The 15,561-nt window shown below is 65.4% G+C and carries 16 protein-coding genes; 3 read left to right on the forward strand and 13 right to left on the reverse strand.

The window, feature by feature from the left end:
* The first annotated feature begins 15 nt into the window (after window positions 1-15).
* The gene (locus BLT66_RS03180) at window positions 16-2,067 is read left to right on the forward strand and encodes a M3 family metallopeptidase (protein ID WP_092755645.1); all 2,052 of its coding nucleotides are present in this window, start codon (window positions 16-18) and stop codon (window positions 2,065-2,067) included.
* Window positions 2,068-2,080: 13 nt separating this feature from the next.
* Complete coding sequence (locus BLT66_RS03185) at window positions 2,081-2,710, forward strand: glutaredoxin family protein (protein WP_092755647.1); 630 nt, start codon at window positions 2,081-2,083, stop codon at window positions 2,708-2,710.
* A 4-nt stretch (window positions 2,711-2,714) separates the two neighbouring features.
* On the opposite strand, the gene rpiA is transcribed toward BLT66_RS03185, so the two are convergent.
* Complete coding sequence (gene rpiA, locus BLT66_RS03190) at window positions 2,715-3,407, reverse strand: ribose-5-phosphate isomerase RpiA (RefSeq protein ID WP_092755649.1); 693 nt, start codon at window positions 3,405-3,407, stop codon at window positions 2,715-2,717.
* A gap of 49 nt (window positions 3,408-3,456) precedes the next feature.
* On the opposite strand from rpiA, the gene BLT66_RS03195 reads away from it, so the two are divergent.
* Window positions 3,457-4,512 carry a quinone-dependent dihydroorotate dehydrogenase gene (locus tag BLT66_RS03195; protein WP_092755651.1) on the forward strand — a complete coding sequence of 352 codons (1,056 nt, stop codon included), beginning with the start codon at window positions 3,457-3,459 and terminating at the stop codon, window positions 4,510-4,512.
* A gap of 54 nt (window positions 4,513-4,566) precedes the next feature.
* Here the strand turns inward: BLT66_RS03195 and BLT66_RS03200 are convergent, their stop codons facing one another.
* From BLT66_RS03200 to BLT66_RS03255, 12 genes are all read right to left on the reverse strand, one after another.
* Window positions 4,567-5,526, reverse strand: coding sequence for a Bug family tripartite tricarboxylate transporter substrate binding protein (locus BLT66_RS03200; protein WP_092755653.1), 960 nt, complete (start codon window positions 5,524-5,526; stop codon window positions 4,567-4,569).
* A gap of 43 nt (window positions 5,527-5,569) precedes the next feature.
* Complete coding sequence (locus BLT66_RS03205; protein ID WP_092755655.1) at window positions 5,570-6,460, reverse strand: alpha/beta hydrolase; 891 nt, start codon at window positions 6,458-6,460, stop codon at window positions 5,570-5,572.
* Between the two features lie 6 nt (window positions 6,461-6,466).
* Complete coding sequence (locus BLT66_RS03210; RefSeq protein ID WP_092755657.1) at window positions 6,467-7,525, reverse strand: CDP-6-deoxy-delta-3,4-glucoseen reductase; 1,059 nt, start codon at window positions 7,523-7,525, stop codon at window positions 6,467-6,469.
* Between the two features lie 10 nt (window positions 7,526-7,535).
* Complete coding sequence (locus tag BLT66_RS03215) at window positions 7,536-8,255, reverse strand: ABC transporter ATP-binding protein (protein ID WP_092755659.1); 720 nt, start codon at window positions 8,253-8,255, stop codon at window positions 7,536-7,538.
* A complete protein-coding gene (locus BLT66_RS03220) occupies window positions 8,252-8,998 on the reverse strand; it encodes an ABC transporter ATP-binding protein (RefSeq protein ID WP_092755661.1) in 747 nt (248 codons plus the stop codon). Before BLT66_RS03220 ends, BLT66_RS03215 begins: the two co-directional genes overlap by 4 nt.
* Window positions 8,995-9,957, reverse strand: coding sequence for a branched-chain amino acid ABC transporter permease (locus BLT66_RS03225; RefSeq protein WP_092755663.1), 963 nt, complete (start codon window positions 9,955-9,957; stop codon window positions 8,995-8,997). Before BLT66_RS03225 ends, BLT66_RS03220 begins: the two co-directional genes overlap by 4 nt.
* 6 nt (window positions 9,958-9,963) lie before the next feature.
* The gene (locus BLT66_RS03230; RefSeq protein ID WP_092755665.1) at window positions 9,964-10,884 is read right to left on the reverse strand and encodes a branched-chain amino acid ABC transporter permease; all 921 of its coding nucleotides are present in this window, start codon (window positions 10,882-10,884) and stop codon (window positions 9,964-9,966) included.
* Between the two features lie 25 nt (window positions 10,885-10,909).
* Window positions 10,910-12,106, reverse strand: a complete 1,197-nt coding sequence (locus BLT66_RS03235; protein ID WP_092756988.1) for an ABC transporter substrate-binding protein — start codon at window positions 12,104-12,106, stop codon at window positions 10,910-10,912.
* A 62-nt stretch (window positions 12,107-12,168) separates the two neighbouring features.
* Window positions 12,169-12,501, reverse strand: a complete 333-nt coding sequence (gene andAb, locus BLT66_RS03240; protein ID WP_092755667.1) for an anthranilate 1,2-dioxygenase ferredoxin subunit AndAb — start codon at window positions 12,499-12,501, stop codon at window positions 12,169-12,171.
* Between the two features lie 11 nt (window positions 12,502-12,512).
* Window positions 12,513-12,998 (reverse strand): anthranilate 1,2-dioxygenase small subunit AndAd, encoded by a 486-nt coding sequence (gene andAd / locus BLT66_RS03245; RefSeq protein ID WP_092755669.1) that lies wholly within the window; start codon window positions 12,996-12,998, stop codon window positions 12,513-12,515.
* A gap of 14 nt (window positions 12,999-13,012) precedes the next feature.
* Window positions 13,013-14,302, reverse strand: a complete 1,290-nt coding sequence (andAc, locus tag BLT66_RS03250) for an anthranilate 1,2-dioxygenase large subunit AndAc (RefSeq protein ID WP_255406741.1) — start codon at window positions 14,300-14,302, stop codon at window positions 13,013-13,015.
* A 63-nt stretch (window positions 14,303-14,365) separates the two neighbouring features.
* The gene (locus BLT66_RS03255) at window positions 14,366-15,355 is read right to left on the reverse strand and encodes an AraC family transcriptional regulator (protein WP_255406742.1); all 990 of its coding nucleotides are present in this window, start codon (window positions 15,353-15,355) and stop codon (window positions 14,366-14,368) included.
* Window positions 15,356-15,561: the final 206 nt, after the last annotated feature.

A 15,561-nucleotide genomic window follows, 5' to 3' on the forward strand; every position in this document is an offset into this window, starting at 1 on the left:
CGCCACATCCACACCATGACCAATCCACTGCTCGATAATCCCTTGTTAGATTTTGGCGATCTGCCGCTGTTTGACCAGATCCAGCCCGAACACGTAGGCCCCGCACTCGACCAGCTGCTGGCCCGTGCCAACGCCGCGCTGGACACGGTGACCCAGCCGGACTTCCCCGCGCAGTGGACCGAGATCGCCAAGGCGCTGGATGTCAGCACCGAGCAGTTGGGCCGCGCCTGGGGCGCCGTCAGCCACCTGAACAGCGTGGCCGACACCCCGGCCCTGCGCGCCGCCTACAACGAGGCCCTGCCCCGCGTCACCGAGTTCTGGACCCGCCTGGGCGCCGACGAGCGCCTGTACGCCAAGTACAAGGCCGTCGACCCGGCCAGCCTGAACCCCGAGCAGCAGCAAGCCCACCGCAACGCCATGCGCAATTTCGTGCTCAGCGGCGCCGATCTGGTGGGTGAAGCCAAAGAACGTTTTGCCCGCATCCAGGAACGCCAGGCCGAGATCAGCCAGAAGTTCAGCGAAAACGCCCTGGACGCGACCGACGCCTTTGCCTACTACGCGGCCGCCGACGAGCTCGACGGCGTGCCCGCCGATGTGCAGCAGACCGCCCGCGCCACCGCCCAGGCCGAGGGCAAAGACGGCTACAAGCTGACGCTGAAGATGCCCTGCTACCTGCCGGTGATGCAGTTCGCCACCAGCAGCCCGCTGCGCGAGCGCCTGTACCGCGCCTACGTGACCCGCGCCTCCGACCAGGCCGAGGGCGAGGCCGTCAAATTCGACAACTCGGCCATCATCCGCGAGATCCTGGCGCTGCGCCGCGAAGAAGCCCAGCTGCTGGGTTACGCGAACTTCGGCGAAGTCTCGGTGGTGCCCAAGATGGCCAAGTCGCCGCTGGAGGTGACCCGCTTCCTGCGCGACCTGGGCGCCCGCGCCCGGCCCTACGCGCTGAAAGACGTGGCCGACCTGCGCGCTTTTGCCGCCGAGCACCTGGGCCTGACCGATCCCCAGCCCTGGGACTGGGCCTATGTGGGCGAAAAGCTCAAGGAAGCCCGCTACGCCTTCAGCGAGCAAGAGGTCAAACAGTATTTCACCGCGCCCAAGGTGCTGGCCGGCCTGTTCAAGATCATCGAAACCCTGTTTGAAGTGGCGATCTACAAGGACAGCGCGCCGGTGTGGCACCCCTCGGTCGAGTTCTACCGCATCGAACGCGCCGGCCAATTGGTCGGCCAGTTCTACCTGGACCAGCCGGCCCGCACCGGCAAGCGCGGTGGCGCCTGGATGGACGATGTGCGCGCCCGCTGGCTGCGCCCCGATACCGGCCAGCTGCAAACCCCGGTGGCGCATCTGGTGTGCAACTTTGCCGACGGAGTGGACGGCCAGCCCCCGCTGCTGACCCACGACGACGTGACCACCCTATTCCACGAATTCGGCCACGGCCTGCACCACATGCTCACGCAAGTGAACGAGCGCGATGTGTCCGGCATCAGCGGCGTCGAATGGGATGCGGTCGAGCTGCCCAGCCAGTTCATGGAAAACTTCTGCTGGGAATGGGATGTGCTCAAGCACATGACGGCCCACGTGGTGACCGGTGAAGCCCTGCCGCGCGCACTGTTCGACAAAATGACCGAGGCGAAGAACTTCCAGAGCGGCTTGCAAACCCTGCGCCAGATCGAGTTCTCGCTGTTCGACATGCTGCTGCACACCGAGCACGATCCGGCCCAGGACTTCATGCCGCTGCTGAACCAGGTACGCACTGAGATCGCCGTGCTGCAGGCCCCGGCCTTCAGCCGCACCGCCCACACCTTCAGCCATATCTTTGCCGGCGGCTATGCGGCCGGCTACTACAGCTACAAATGGGCCGAAGTGCTGAGCGCCGACGCCTATGCGGCATTTGAAGAAACCGCGGGTAGCGACGGCTTGCCCAACATCGAAACCGGGCGAAAATACCGCCAGGCGATTCTGGAAGCCGGTGGCAGCCGCCCGGCCATGGAATCGTTCAAAGCCTTCCGCGGCCGCGAGCCCACGCTGGACGCGCTGTTGCGCCACCAGGGCATGGCCGAAATTTAAGAGGAACCAGACAATGCGCCCTACCCCGTTCACCACCACCCTGGCCTGTGCCGTACTGGCCCTGGCCGCCGGCAGCACCCAGGCGCAGACGGTGTACCGCATCGTCGGACCGGACGGCAAGGTGTCGTTCTCGGACCAGCCTCCGCCGCCTAGCAGCAAAGCCAAGGTCACCACCGCCGGTGCTGGCGGCAGCAGCAGCGTCAACGCGGCCGCCCTGCCCTTCGAGTTGAAAGAAGTAGTGCAGCGCTACCCGGTGACGCTCTACACCAGTGCCAGCTGCGGCCCCTGCGCCAGCGCGCGCAACCTGCTGACCTCGCGCGGCGTGCCGTTTACCGAGCGCACCGTCAACAGCAACGAAGACGCCGACGCCTTGAAGCGCATCAGCGGCGACACAAGCCTGCCGTTTGGCACCATCGGCGGCCAGCAGCTCAAAGGCTTCTCGGACGTGGAATGGACGCAGTACCTGGATGCAGCGGCCTACCCCAAGAGCTCGGTGCTGCCCGCCACCTACCGGCCCGCTGCGCCCACGCCGCTGGTCGCCAAAGCTGCAGCGCCCGCCGCCGCCCCGGCACCCGCGCCGGTACAGCAACCGCAGGCGCAGCCGGTGGACACCAGCCGCAACCCGGCCGGTATCCAGTTCTAACCAGTTAGAAAACGAGGGTCTTCACGCCCTCTGCTGTGCCCAGCAGGCAGACCTGGGCTTTCTGGTGGGCGAACACGCCGACCGTCACCACGCCAGGCCACTGGTTCACCTGCGACTCGAAAGCCAGCGGATCGCTGATCTGCAGGCCGATCACGTCCAGGATGATCTGACCGTTGTCGGTGACCAGCGGCTGGCCGTCCTTCAAGCGGATGGTGGCCACACCGCCCAGGGCGGCGAACTGGCGCACCACGCGCTTGGCGGCCATCGGAATCACCTCGACCGGCAGCGGAAACTGGCCCAGGGTCTTGACCAGCTTGCTTTCGTCGGCAATGCAGATGAACTGCAGCGACTGGGCGGCCACGATCTTCTCGCGCGTCAGCGCCGCGCCGCCACCCTTGACCATATGGCCCTGGTGGTCGATCTCGTCGGCGCCGTCGATGTACACCGCCAGCTCGTCCACCTCGTTCGAGTCCAGCACCGGAATCCCCAGTGCCTGGAGCCGCGCCGTGCTGGCCTCGGAGCTGGACACCGCGCCCTTGACCTGGTCCTTGATGGTGGCCAGTGCGTCGATGAATTTATTGACGGTGGAGCCCGTGCCCACGCCAACAATGCTGCCGGGCAGCACGTATTGCAGCGCGGCCTGGCCGACCAGGGTTTTGAGTTCGTCTTGGGTCAATGCGGGGGAGGCTTGTGTCATCTGTGAAAATCCGGGGTAGTAACAATATGCAGAACCCCGGAATTATCCAATGTCCCTCCTACCGTATGCCCTGGCCCGTCCGTTTTTGTTTGGCCTGGACCCCGAAGCCGCGCACGACCTGACCCTGAACGCCATCGCCCGCACCCAGGGCACGGTGCTGGAATGCATCTACCGCCAGCCCATGGTGAACGACCACGTGACCCTGGCCGGCCTGTATTTTCCGAACCGGGTCGGCCTGGCCGCAGGGCTGGACAAGAACGCGCGCTGCATCGACGGCCTGGGTGCGATGGGCTTTGGCTTTGTCGAGGTCGGCACCGTCACGCCGTTGGCCCAGCCGGGCAACCCCAAGCCGCGCATGTTCCGCCTGCCCGAGGCCCAGGCCTTGATCAACCGCCTGGGCTTCAACAACGGCGGGCTGGAGGCCTTTGTGGCCAATGTGCAGCGCGCCCGCTTCCGCAGCAAGGCCCAGGGCAAACCCATGTTGCTGGGCCTGAACATCGGCAAGAACGCCGCCACCCCTATCGAGCGCGCCACCGAGGACTATCTGCTGGCGCTGGACGGCGTGTACCCGCATGCCGACTACGTGACCGTCAACATCTCCAGCCCCAACACCAAGAACCTGCGCGCGCTGCAAAGCGACGAGGCGCTGGACGGCCTGCTCAGCGCCATCTCCGCACGCCGCGCGGTACTGGCCCTGGAGCACCTGAAACGCACACCGATCTTCGTGAAGATTGCCCCGGACCTGGACGAAGCCCAGGTGGCGGTGATCGCCGCGACCCTGCAGCGCCACGGCATGGACGGCGTGATCGCCACCAACACCACCTTGTCGCGCGACGCGGTCAAAGGCATGGCGCATGGTGAAGAAACCGGTGGCCTCAGCGGCGCACCGGTGCGCGAACTGAGCAACCGCGTGATCCAACAGCTGCGCGCCGCCCTGGGCCGGGACTTCCCCATCATCGGCGTGGGCGGCATCCTGAGCGCCGCCGACGCAGTGGCCAAGATCGAAGCTGGTGCTGACGTGGTGCAGATCTATACCGGGCTGATCTACCAAGGCCCGGCCCTGGTGCACCAGGCGGCCCTGGCCATCAAGAATATGAAGAAATAGGCCTCTGGCGCATATTCCACCAGCGCCAGCAGCTACTATTTATGTAGCACCAGCCTATTGCGGCTGGTAGCCGGCATTCTTTACCATCCGGGTCCATGCCTCGTGGGTATGGCTGACCCGTGCCTCCAGCTCGGCCGGCGTACTCGCTAGCGGCGTGATGCCCAGGCCACTGAGCTTGTCGGCAAAATCGGGCGACTTCACCAGCTTGCTGATCGCCGCGTTGTAGCTTTGCAGCAGCGCCGCCGGCGTGCCGGCCGGTGCAAACATCGCGGTGAAAATCACTTCCTCGTAACCCTTGATGCCCAGCTCGGCGTAGGTCGGTACATCGGGCAGCAACGGCAGGCGCGTCGTGCCATTGACGGCGACGATGCGGATCTTGCCGGTTTTGGCATGCGGCAGCATCGCGCCCACCGAGCCGATGCCAGCGGGAATTTGCCCGCCCATCAGATCCTGCGCCACCGGGCTGTCGCCGCGGTAGGGCACGGATTTCAGGTCCGAGCCCAGGGCTTTAGACACCACGTCGACTGCAAAGTCCGGCGCGCTGGCCGGCGCCGGCACACCGACATTGCCCTTGCCCGGATTGGCCTTGGCCCACTGGGCAAACTCGCGCAGCCCGGCCGCCGGGTTGCCAACGACCGCGGGGTTGATCACAAACACATCCGGGTTGACGGCCACCAGGCCGACCGGCGCAAAGTCTTTCGCGGTGTCGAAGCCGGGGTTCAGCACCGTCAGCGGAATCATCGCCACCGTGTGGCTGTTCGACAGGAACAGGGTCTGGCCGTCGGGCTTGGCAGCCTTCAGCACCTGGGCCGCTATCTGGCCTCCGGCGCCGGGGCGGTTTTCGACGATCACCGGCCGGCCCAGCTCCTGCTGCAGACCCAGCGCCAGATGGCGGGCGATCACATCGGTACTGCCACCGGGGGCATAGCCCACCAGGATCTTGATGGGTGCGCCGCTTTGCGCCATGACCGACGTGGCCGATACAGCCGCCAGCGCGATACATGTGAACGCCATGCGGCGGGATAGTTTGCAGAAATGCACAGTGGTTCCTCAAAAGTTAAGCGGCTGGCTGGCACTGCACCAGCATCTGCAGCGTCGCCACACACAGCGGCGAGGCCGGGTCGGCCAGCGTCAGCACCAGGTCGAAATGGTTGGTACCCGGGGTTTCGACCCAGTCACCGGGTAAGCAACGGGCGTTCCAGGCCTGCAGAAAATCGGTCGACTGGCGCTTGAATTCGCGGCTCTCGTACTCGCCGCAGCACACCAGGATGCGGCAGCCCTGCCGCGCATCGCCCGGTGGAATCGCAAAACGCGGGCTGTTGCGCATGGCGCAGGCCTCGTCCATCTGCATCCAGGTATTGGGCAGCAATGCCGTCAGCGGCTGCAGGTCGAACAGGCCGCTGAGCAGCACCGCGCCCTTCACCGCATCGCTGGGCACCTGGTAGTCGGCATGCCAATAGCCGGTAACCAGCATGCCGGCCAGATGGCCGCCGGCCGAGCTGCCGGACACGTAGATGCGCTGCGGATCGCCGCCAAAACCGGCAATGTTATGGAACACCCAGGCCGTGGCCTTGCGCACCTGGTCAACGATGTGGTCCATGGACACAGCGGGCATCAGGTCGTAATCGATGACCACCACGGTCACGCCGGCCGCGTGCAAGGCTGGCACCACGCAGGCCGAGTCTTCCTTGCTCAGCGCGCGCCAGTAGCCGCCGTGGATGAAGACGAACACCGGGGCATTGGGTACATCGGCCGGATAGATATCCAGCAGCTCGGTCGCGCCCTGGCCATAGCGCTGGTTGGCCACGCGCTGCGGCCAGGCCAGCACCGGCGCGCTCTGCTCGCGGTACTGGGCCAGCGCCAGGCCCACATCCTGGACGGAGGCGCGGGCGTTGTACTGGCGGTCGTAATAGCTGTGGACGGCGGCAGGGATGGAGGTAGAAGTCATAGGGTCTTAGCTGGCTTGGGCAACAAAGGCATCGGCAAAAAAGGCGGTCGAGCGCATGCCGCAGTGTGCAGCAAAGTCGCGCCGCGCCGCGTCAACCATGGGCGGTGCGCCACAGGCATAGACCTCGTGGGCGGACAGGTCGGGGTGGTCTTGCAGCACGGCCTGGTGCACCCAGCCGGTGCGGCCAGTCCAGCCGTCGGCAGCGGATGCGTCGGACAGCACCGGCACATAGTGGAACTGCCCGGGCAGCGCCTGCTGCCACTGCACGCACAAATCATGCAGGTACAGATCCTGCCGGCTGCGCCCGCCCCAGTACAGGCTGATCGACCGCTGGCTGCCCTCGGCGATCAGCCGCTCGACCAGGGCCTTGATGGGCGCAAAGCCGGTGCCGCTGGCCAGCAGGATCGCCGGTGCCTGGCTGGGGCTGTGCATGCCGAAGGTGCCGAACGGCCCTTCGATGCGCAGCACGTCGCGGGCCTTGAGTATGCCGAACACCTGGTCGGTGAACAGCCCACCGGGCAAGTGGCGGATGTGCAGCTCCAGCAGGTCGGCGCCGGGTGGCGTGGCCAGCGAATAGCTGCGCCGCCGGTTGCCCGGTAGCAGCATGTCCACATACTGGCCGGCCGCGTAGTGCAGGCGCTGGCCCGCGGGTGGCTGCAGCTGCAGGCGGATCACGTCGGACGCAAGCCGATCCATCGCCGCCACGCGCACCGGCAGCTTGCGCACCTCGATGCCGGGAATGTGCGGAATCTCGGCGCACTCCAGCTGCAGGGCGCTGCTGGCGCTGGTGCAGCACAACAGGCACAGGCCCTGGGCGGCGTCCTCGGCGCTCAGTGCGGGCGCATCGGGATTAAGCAGCTGTGTGTCACCAATCAGCACCCGGGCTTTGCAGGCGCCGCAGCTGCCGGTCTTGCATTGGTGCGGCAGCAGCAGGCCGGCGCGGGCGGCCGCATCCAGCACGCTCTCGCCTTCTTGCGCGCTGAAGCAGGTTCCGCTGGGGAACAAGCTGATGGCGTGGGCGCGCAGCGCGGCTGCGACCGGCCGGTCTTCGGCAATATCCAGCATGGGGAAACCTTTAAACGGTGAGGTAGCGGGACCAGAGGCTGCGGTCGGCGTTCAGGGCGTCGGAGTCGCCCTGCCACACGACCCGGCCGCGTTCCAGAATGAAATGCCGGTTCGCCAAACCGACCAGGCGGTGCACGTATTTATCCACCACCAGAATGGTTTGCCCAGCCGCCTTCAAAGTGGCCAGGCAACGCCAGATTTCCTCGCGGATCACCGGGGCCAGGCCTTCGGTGGCCTCGTCCAGAATCAGCAAGCGCGGGTTGGTGGACAAGGCGCGGCCGATGGCCAACATCTGCTGCTCGCCGCCCGACAGCTGGTTGCCCAGGTTGTTCTCGCGCTCCTTCAGGCGCGGAAACACTGCGTAGATGCGCGCCAGGTCCCAGGTGTCGCGCAGGCCGTTGCGGTTGTCGGCAAAGGCCAGCAAGTGCTCGCGCACCGTGAGGTTGGGGAACACATGGCGGCCCTCGGGCACGATGGCCAGGCCGAGCCGGGCAATCGCATCCGGGCGCATGCCGCGCAAAGATTGACCTTCAAAACAGACCTCGCCGCCCGTCGGTGCTAGTGCACCCACTATGGTTTTGATAGTGGTGCTCTTGCCCATGCCGTTGCGCCCCAGCAGTGACACCACCTCGCCCGGTTGGATATTCAGCTCGATGCCAAACAGCACCTGGCTGGCGCCGTAGCCGGCCTCGATGCTGCGGCAACTCAGTAAAGGTTCAGGGGTGCTCATACGGTTTCCGTTCCCAGGTAGACCGCCTGGACTTCGGGGTTGTTGCGGATCTGGTCGGGTGTGCCGACGGTCAGCACCTTGCCGTAGACCAGCACCGAGATGCGGTCGGCCAGGCGGAACACCGCCTCCATGTCGTGCTCGATCAGCAGCACCGCCATGTCCTGGCGCAGGGCTTCGATCAGGGTCACCATCTGCGCCGATTCGTCCGGCCCCATGCCGGCCATGGGCTCGTCCAGCAGCAGCAGCTTCGGCGCGGCCGCCAGGGCCAGCGCCACATCCAGGGTGCGCTGCGCGCCGTGCGGCAGGGCGCCGGCCATGCGATCCAGGCTGTGCTGCAGACCCACGCGTTCAGCCAGTTGCTCGGCCGCCACATACAGGCTGCGCACCTGGCTGCGCGGCTGCAGAAAGCGGAAGCTGCTGCCCGCATGCGCCTGCACCGCCAGCAGCAGGTTGTCGCGCACCGACTGCTGCGGAAAGATGCGCGTCACCTGGAAGCAGCGCGACAAACCGGCCGCCACGCGCCGGTGCATGGGCAGCGGCGTCAGGTCCAGGCCGTCCAGCAGGACCCGGCCCGCATCGGGCTGCAACAGGCCGGAGATCTGGTTCACCAGCGTGGTTTTACCGGCGCCGTTCGGGCCGATCAGCGCATGGATTTCGCCCGGCGCGACTTCCAGGCTCACATGGTCGGTGGCCAGCAAACCACCAAAGCGCTTGACCAGGCCTTCTACGCGAAACAAGCTCATACCGCCCTCCCCGAGCGCCATTCCAGCAAGGCAGCCAAGCCCTTGGGGGCATACAGAGCCGTGGCGATCAGCAGCACGCCCAGCGGCAGATGCCAGTAGTCGGTGTTCAGCTTCAGCGCTTCTTCCAGCGCCAGCCAGACTACCGCGCCCACCGGCCCGCCCCAGCGCCGGCCCAGGCCGCCGATCACCACCATCACGATCAAGGTGGCCGACTGGGTCCAATGCATCATCGACGGGCTGACAAAGCTATTGCCGGTAGCCAGCAGCGCGCCGGCCAGGCCGGCCATGGCCCCGGCCAGCATGAAAGCCACCAACTGCAGCAGATACACCGGGTAGCCGAGTGCGCGCATGCGGGTTTCGTTGTCGCGGATGCCGATGAGCGCCGTGCCGAAGCGCGAGCCGGTGGCGCGGTCCAGCCACCACAAGGCCAGCGCCACCAGGGCTAGCACTACCCAGTACAGGGTGGGCTCGTGCATGACGTCCAGGCCCTGCCCCAGGCCGGGGCGCATGGGCAGGCTGTAGCCGTCGTCGCCGCCGTAGCTGCGCAGCGAGACGAACACGAAGTACAGCATCTGCGCAAACGCCAGCGTGATCATGATGAAGTACACGCCCTTGGTGCGCAGCGACACAGCGCCCACCAGCGCCGCTGCCAGGGCCGCAAACAGCATGGCCGCGCCCCAGACCAGCCAGGCCGAGGCCACGCCGGCGTCCGTCAGCACCACCACCGTATAGGCGCCCACGCCGACAAAGCCTGCATGGCCCAGCGCGACCATGCCGCCAAAACCCATGATGAAGTTCAGGCTGGCCGCTGCCAGCGCGAACACCAGCATGCGGCGCACAAAGCCCACGTAAAAATCCAGCCCCAGCGGCGCCGCCGCCAGGGGGAACAAGGCCAGGGCCAGCAGCACGGCCAGCGGTACCAGCGCGCTGCGCCAGGAAGAAGAAAAATTGGTTGCCATTTGGTATCAGGCCCGCGCAGAAAACAAACCAGCCGGCCGAAAGCTCAGCACCGCGGCCATCAGGGCGTACATCGCCACTTCGGAAAACAAAGGACCCAGATCGGCCGCCACGGCAGGCGGCAAGGTGGCGCGCAGCAGCAGGGGCAAGAAGGCCCGCCCTATGGTGTCTACCAGTCCGACCAGCAAGCTGGCCACGAAGGCGCCGCGCACCGAACCGATGCCGCCAATCACGATCACCACCAGCGCCGGGATCAGGATGGATTCACCCATGCCCACCTGCACCGCCATGATCGGCCCCATCAGTGCGCCGGCCAAGGCGGCCAGCGCCGCACCCAGCGCAAACACGCCGCTGAACACCTTCTTGACCCGCACACCCATCAGCTCGGCCATCCAGCGGTCTGAGGCACCGGCGCGCACCAGCATGCCCATGCGGCTATGGTTCACCAGCAGGTACAGCAGCAAGGCCACCGCCACCCCGGCGCCCAGCACCACCAGGCGGTAGGACGGGTATGGCAGCACCCCAAACAGGTCCACCGGGCCGGACAAGGCTGCGGGCGTGGGCGCCATCACCGGCGACGGGCCCCAGGCCATCTTGACCAGGTCGTCGGCCACCAGAATCACCCCGAAGGTGGCCAACACCTGGGCCAGGTGGTCACGGCCGTAGAGCCGGCGCATCAGCGTCAGCTCCAGCAGCAGGGCCACCAGCACGGTGGCGGCTATCGCCACAAACACCGCACCGAAGAAAGAGCCGCTGTGCACGTGCACCTGGGCCGCCACATAGGCGCCCAGCATGAACAGCGAGCCGTGGGCCAGGTTCATCACGTCCATGATGCCGAACACCAGCGTCAACCCGGCGGCGATCAAGAAGAGCATGAGCCCGTAGCCCGCGCCGTTGAGCAACTGCTCGATAACCAGAATGGGATTCATCGTGGGGAACCTGGGGCAGCAAGATTTACTTCAAGGGGCACTGGGCGGCATAGCTGTCGCCATAGTTTTCCAGCAGGGTCTTGATGGTCTTGTTGGTGACGCGGCCTTCAGCGTTCTTGCCGATGGTGCGCAGGTAGAAGTTCTCCACCGGATAGTGGTTGTTGGCGTACTTGAAGTTACCGCGCACCGAAGCGTACTGGGCCTTGGCCAAGGCCTTGGTCAGCGCCTCGCGGTCGGCCACATTGCCGCCCACGGCCTTGACGGCGGCGTCCATGGCAGCGATCACGTCAAACGCCTGGGCGGCGTACAGCGACGGCAGGCGGCCGCCGTATTCCTTGCGGAAGGCTGCCACGAAGGCCTTGTTGGCGGCGTTGTCCAGGTCATAGGCCCAGTGCGAGGTATTGAACAGGCCCAGCATCGGGTCGCCCACGGCGGTGATCACGTCTTCATCGGCCGAGAAGCCACTGGTCACCAGGGTGATGTCCTTGGACAGGCCGGCGCCGACAAACTGTTTGATGAAGTTGATGCCCATGGCTCCGGGCAGGAAGAAGTACAGCGCCTGCGGCTTGGCGGCACGCAGCTGGGCAAGTTCGGTGGCGTAGTCGATCTGGCCGAGCTTGGTGTACATCTCGTCGGCCACCACGCCCTTGAACTTGCGTTTGAAGCCGGTCAGCGCGTCCTTGCCCGCCGGGTAGTTGGGGGCAATCAGCACCATGCGGCCAAACTTCTGGTCGTCGGCGAACTTGCCGGCGGCCTCGTGGAACTGGTCGTTCTGGTAGGCGGTGCCGAAGAAGAAGGCATTGCACTGGGCGCCGGCAAACTGGCTGGGACCGGCGTTGTTCGATAGATACGGCACCTTGGCGGCAAACAGCGTGGGAGCCACGGCCAGCGCCACGTTGGAGGCGATGGGGCCGGTGAACAGGTCGATCTTTTCGCGCTGCACAAAGCGGTCTACCAGCTGCTTGGCCTGGTCGGGGCTGCCGGCCATGTCGGTCTGGATGAATTCCACCGGCTGGCCGCCCAGTTTGCCGCCCAATTGCTTGATGGCCAGGTTGAAGCCGTCGCGGGCTTCGGCGCCCGGACCGGCGAACGGGCCGGAGACATCCAGCGCGATACCCACCTTGACGGGCGCAGCCCAAGCGGGTGCCAGTATGCAGGCCGAGGCCAGCAGGGTCAGGGACGCCTGGCGCAGGCGGGAGGTTTTCAAAGCGATACGCGTCATCATCAATCCTTGGTCAAATGGGGTAAATGCAAACAGCTAGCCAGGGGAGAGGTTACAGGTCTTTACACCGACACTTCCACCCGCCCCGCCACGACGCGCACCGGGAAGGTCCGCACCGCTTCGGTGGCCGGCGCTTTGCAGGGTGCGCCGGTCTGAATATCGAAGGTTCCCTGATGCAAGGGGCATTCCACACAGCCGTCCTCCACATAGCCGTCGGAGAGTTTGGCGGCCCCGTGGGTGCACAGGTCGTACAGCGCGAACAGGTCTTCACCCTGGCGGAACACCGCCACCGGCAGGCCATCGGCCAGCACCGGCCAGACGGCGCCATCAGGAAAGTCATCGGGCTCGCCCACGTCGTGCCAGGCCGCCACGGCCGTATCTTGGTTTGCTTGCATATCTCTGCCTTTCAGATCGGGGTGGCCAGCAAGGTGGGCACGCGCAAGGTGTCGTAGACCACGCGCTTGCTGCGGTAGCGCCAGGCGCCGTCCAGCTGGACCACCTCGTCCAGGTACTTGCCGGCCTGGTAGACGCTGGATTCGCCGGCCTGGCTGGTGATGACCACGATGTAGCTGGACTCGGTACTGACCACGCCATCGGCCACCGAGGTGATCACCAAGCCCGAGGTGGCGTGGCGGTACACATGGTCTTCATAGATGTTGGCATTGCGCAGCGACAGCACGCGATCGCGCAGCATGCCGGCGTTGCGGCAGTAGATGATGGGCACAGGGAAGCCGGCGTCGAAGTTCTCCTTGGGGATGATTTCGTAGCGGCAGTCTTCGACGAAGAAGCCCGGCCACTCTTCCAGGCGGTTGTTGTCCAGCACGTTGACGTAGCGGTGCTGTAGTTCGAGCAGCTCGGTCCAGAGCTGGATGCGTTCTTGGTTATTCATCATGGTGCGGTTCTCTTTCAATAACCCATCAGCTTCTGGTAGCCGACCCAGAAACGGCGGATCAGGTTTTCGGTGATCACCGTGTCCATCTGCTCGGGCGCTTCGCGGGCCATGGCGATATAGGAATGCTTGTCGCCGTCGCGCACCGTGCCGCGCTGCACCAGCTCGGTGGCCTCGGTGTCTTCCATCGAGATATAGCCGGCCGGGCCGACCAAATTGGCCTGCAGCATGCGCAGCTCGCGCATCTCGGGGGTGTCGTCGGCATAGCCAAAGAAATGGAACACCAGTTCGAAGTTACTCGGCCCCTTGGGCAGCAGCTGGCGCGCCACCAGGGTGTTGTGGATTTGCTGCACCACCAGCTGCGGAAAGATCGGCTGGATGTGGTTGGTGGTCATCTCGTCGAACTCCTGGATCTGCCCCAGCAGCGCCGGGTCTTCCAGCGCAAAGCCTTCGTCCATGGAGCGGATGTTCTGCGCGCTGTAGGCGGCCGCGGTATCGGTATCCACCTCGGGCTTGGTCACGGTGATGATGCTGTGCAGGCCGTGTGTGGTGTCGGGAATCGAGCGCGCCTTCATGCCGACACGGAAGATGTTGAAGGTGGTGTGGAACAGGTGCAGCAGGCTGGCGTGGTACGGGTCTTTGACGTTCTCGAAGTACAGCTTCCAGTTGGACTTGGAGTACTGGCGCGTGCAGCCCAGATAGACGATGGGCTTGTGGAAGATGCGGTCTATCCAGGGCCGCATCTCGGCGCCCAGGTAGTCGGGTAGCGGTGGCGTGTCATCGCGGAAGGTGGCGAACAGCAGGCCCTTGTAGCTGTCCACGCGCAGCTTGTGCAGGTTGTGCTCTTGCGGCTTGAAGTCCTTGGGCATGCCGACCATGCCCTTCTGGCCGCGGCGAAACGGCACGCCTTGCAGGTCCCCATTGGCAGCAAAGCTCCACTGGTGGTAGACGCAGGTATGGCTGGCCGCATTGCCGCGCTTTTCGCGGCAGACCATGGCGCCGCGGTGGGCGCAGCGGTTGACCCAGCAGGCCAGGCCCTCAGGTGTGCGCGTCACCACCACCGGCGTGTCGCCGATAAAGGTGGACTTGAAGTCGCCCACATTCGGAATCTCGGCCTCCAGGCCCAGAAAATTCCAGACTGGGCCTCGGTAAATGCGCTCCTGCTCGCGGTCGTACACCTCTTGCGAGCTGAACACCTGGTACGGCACTTCCGCACCGTCCGGCTGGGGGAACAGCACGGGCCGCTGACTGGCTTTGTCGGGTCGGGGGTGGAAGGCGATCGGGGCTTCTAAAGTCGCATCAGACATGGGGCGGGACCTCGGGTGTGGTGATGTCCCCATGCTAGAAGTGGCCCCTGCCCGGGGCTATCCTCAAATGGCAGAGATGCGGCGCGCCTTATCCGTTTCTGGCAAAACACAGGCCTGCACGGTATGCCGGGGCAGTTCGCCAAAGCGCTGGCTGTAGTACTGGGAGAAGCGGCCCAGGTGGCCAAAGCCGTATTCGAACGCGATCTCGGTCACCGACGCGCCGGGCTGGGCCATCAGCCGGGTGTGCGCCGCATCCAGCCGCATATTGCGCAGCAGCAGCATGGGCGACTGCGCATGGTGACGCTGGCACAGCATGTTCAGCGAACGCACGCTGACACCCGCGGCCCGGGCCAGGTCTTCCAGCGCAATCGGGGCGCACAGGCGGCTGCGCATGAAGGCTTCGAGCTTGTCCAGGCGCTGCAGATCGCTGCCCGTCGCGGCATCCTCGGTAACGTCCTGCACCACCGGCCCGGCATCCGGGCGAGACGACAGAAACAAGGCCACGTTGCGCTCCAAATGGTCAACCCACACTCCATGGGCCGGGTTCTCGGAGGGAAGATTCGTCACGTGCAGCAGCGACTGCATCAAAAACTGCCACTGCAGGCCCTGCATATCGGTCAGCTGCTGCACCGACGGGCCCAGCGGAGCCTCAGTCCCAGCGCCAGCCAGCAGCTGGCGCGGCACCTTCAGGATGAACTGGCGCGCGCCCTGCTGCCAGCGCATATGCAGATTGCGCCGCGGCGCCAGAATGGCCGCAGCACCGGGCCGCAGGTGCACGCGGCGGCCGTCGGAATCGATGTCGGCCGTGCCGGCCAAAGACATGTGGACCAGCAAAAAGTCGTCAAACGGCCGGGGCCGGATCTCGACTTCCGCACCATATTGCAGCATGAAGACCTGCAACTGGCGCACCGTGGTCTTGAACAAGGCCGTGTCCACATTGCCGCGGCACCACTGCAAACCATGGTCGGAAAACTCGCCCGCCACCTGGTGGTGGGTGTCGACCCGCGCATTCGAGCGGAACACGCAGCGCTTCACCAGAGGCGACAAGTCCATGGAAACACCGGCAGCTTGCATCGTGGGGGAAACCTTTGTTCTGAAACTGCGACGGGCTGTGAAGCCGTCGCCCGGGGTTTCAGAGCAAGTTCTGTACCGATGGACCGGTGCCCAAAGCAAAGCGCCACCGCAGGCAGGCTGCGATGGCGCTTCAAACTACTATCAAATAAATAGCTGCTAGCGCTGGTGGAATATGCGCTAGAGCC

The organism is Rhodoferax sp. OV413, assembly GCF_900104385.1.
Classification (GTDB): Bacteria; Pseudomonadota; Gammaproteobacteria; order Burkholderiales; family Burkholderiaceae_C; genus Rhodoferax_B.

Excerpts from the sequence above, each read along its gene's own strand:
- andAb (WP_092755667.1), bottom strand. The coding sequence starts at position 12,501 with ATGCAAGCAAACCAAGATACGGCCGTGGCGGCCTGGCACGACGTGGGC.
- rpiA (WP_092755649.1), bottom strand. The coding sequence starts at position 3,407 with ATGACACAAGCCTCCCCCGCATTGACCCAAGACGAACTCAAAACCCTG.
- andAd (WP_092755669.1), bottom strand. The coding sequence starts at position 12,998 with ATGATGAATAACCAAGAACGCATCCAGCTCTGGACCGAGCTGCTCGAA.
- BLT66_RS03195 (WP_092755651.1), top strand. The coding sequence starts at position 3,457 with ATGTCCCTCCTACCGTATGCCCTGGCCCGTCCGTTTTTGTTTGGCCTG.
- BLT66_RS03180 (WP_092755645.1), top strand. The coding sequence starts at position 16 with ATGACCAATCCACTGCTCGATAATCCCTTGTTAGATTTTGGCGATCTG.
- andAc (WP_255406741.1), bottom strand. The coding sequence starts at position 14,302 with ATGTCTGATGCGACTTTAGAAGCCCCGATCGCCTTCCACCCCCGACCC.
- BLT66_RS03230 (WP_092755665.1), bottom strand. The coding sequence starts at position 10,884 with ATGAATCCCATTCTGGTTATCGAGCAGTTGCTCAACGGCGCGGGCTAC.
- BLT66_RS03215 (WP_092755659.1), bottom strand. The coding sequence starts at position 8,255 with ATGAGCACCCCTGAACCTTTACTGAGTTGCCGCAGCATCGAGGCCGGC.
- BLT66_RS03220 (WP_092755661.1), bottom strand. The coding sequence starts at position 8,998 with ATGAGCTTGTTTCGCGTAGAAGGCCTGGTCAAGCGCTTTGGTGGTTTG.
- BLT66_RS03255 (WP_255406742.1), bottom strand. The coding sequence starts at position 15,355 with ATGGACTTGTCGCCTCTGGTGAAGCGCTGCGTGTTCCGCTCGAATGCG.
- BLT66_RS03210 (WP_092755657.1), bottom strand. The coding sequence starts at position 7,525 with ATGCTGGATATTGCCGAAGACCGGCCGGTCGCAGCCGCGCTGCGCGCC.
- BLT66_RS03235 (WP_092756988.1), bottom strand. The coding sequence starts at position 12,106 with ATGACGCGTATCGCTTTGAAAACCTCCCGCCTGCGCCAGGCGTCCCTG.
- BLT66_RS03185 (WP_092755647.1), top strand. The coding sequence starts at position 2,081 with ATGCGCCCTACCCCGTTCACCACCACCCTGGCCTGTGCCGTACTGGCC.
- BLT66_RS03225 (WP_092755663.1), bottom strand. The coding sequence starts at position 9,957 with ATGGCAACCAATTTTTCTTCTTCCTGGCGCAGCGCGCTGGTACCGCTG.
- BLT66_RS03200 (WP_092755653.1), bottom strand. The coding sequence starts at position 5,526 with ATGGCGTTCACATGTATCGCGCTGGCGGCTGTATCGGCCACGTCGGTC.
- BLT66_RS03205 (WP_092755655.1), bottom strand. The coding sequence starts at position 6,460 with ATGACTTCTACCTCCATCCCTGCCGCCGTCCACAGCTATTACGACCGC.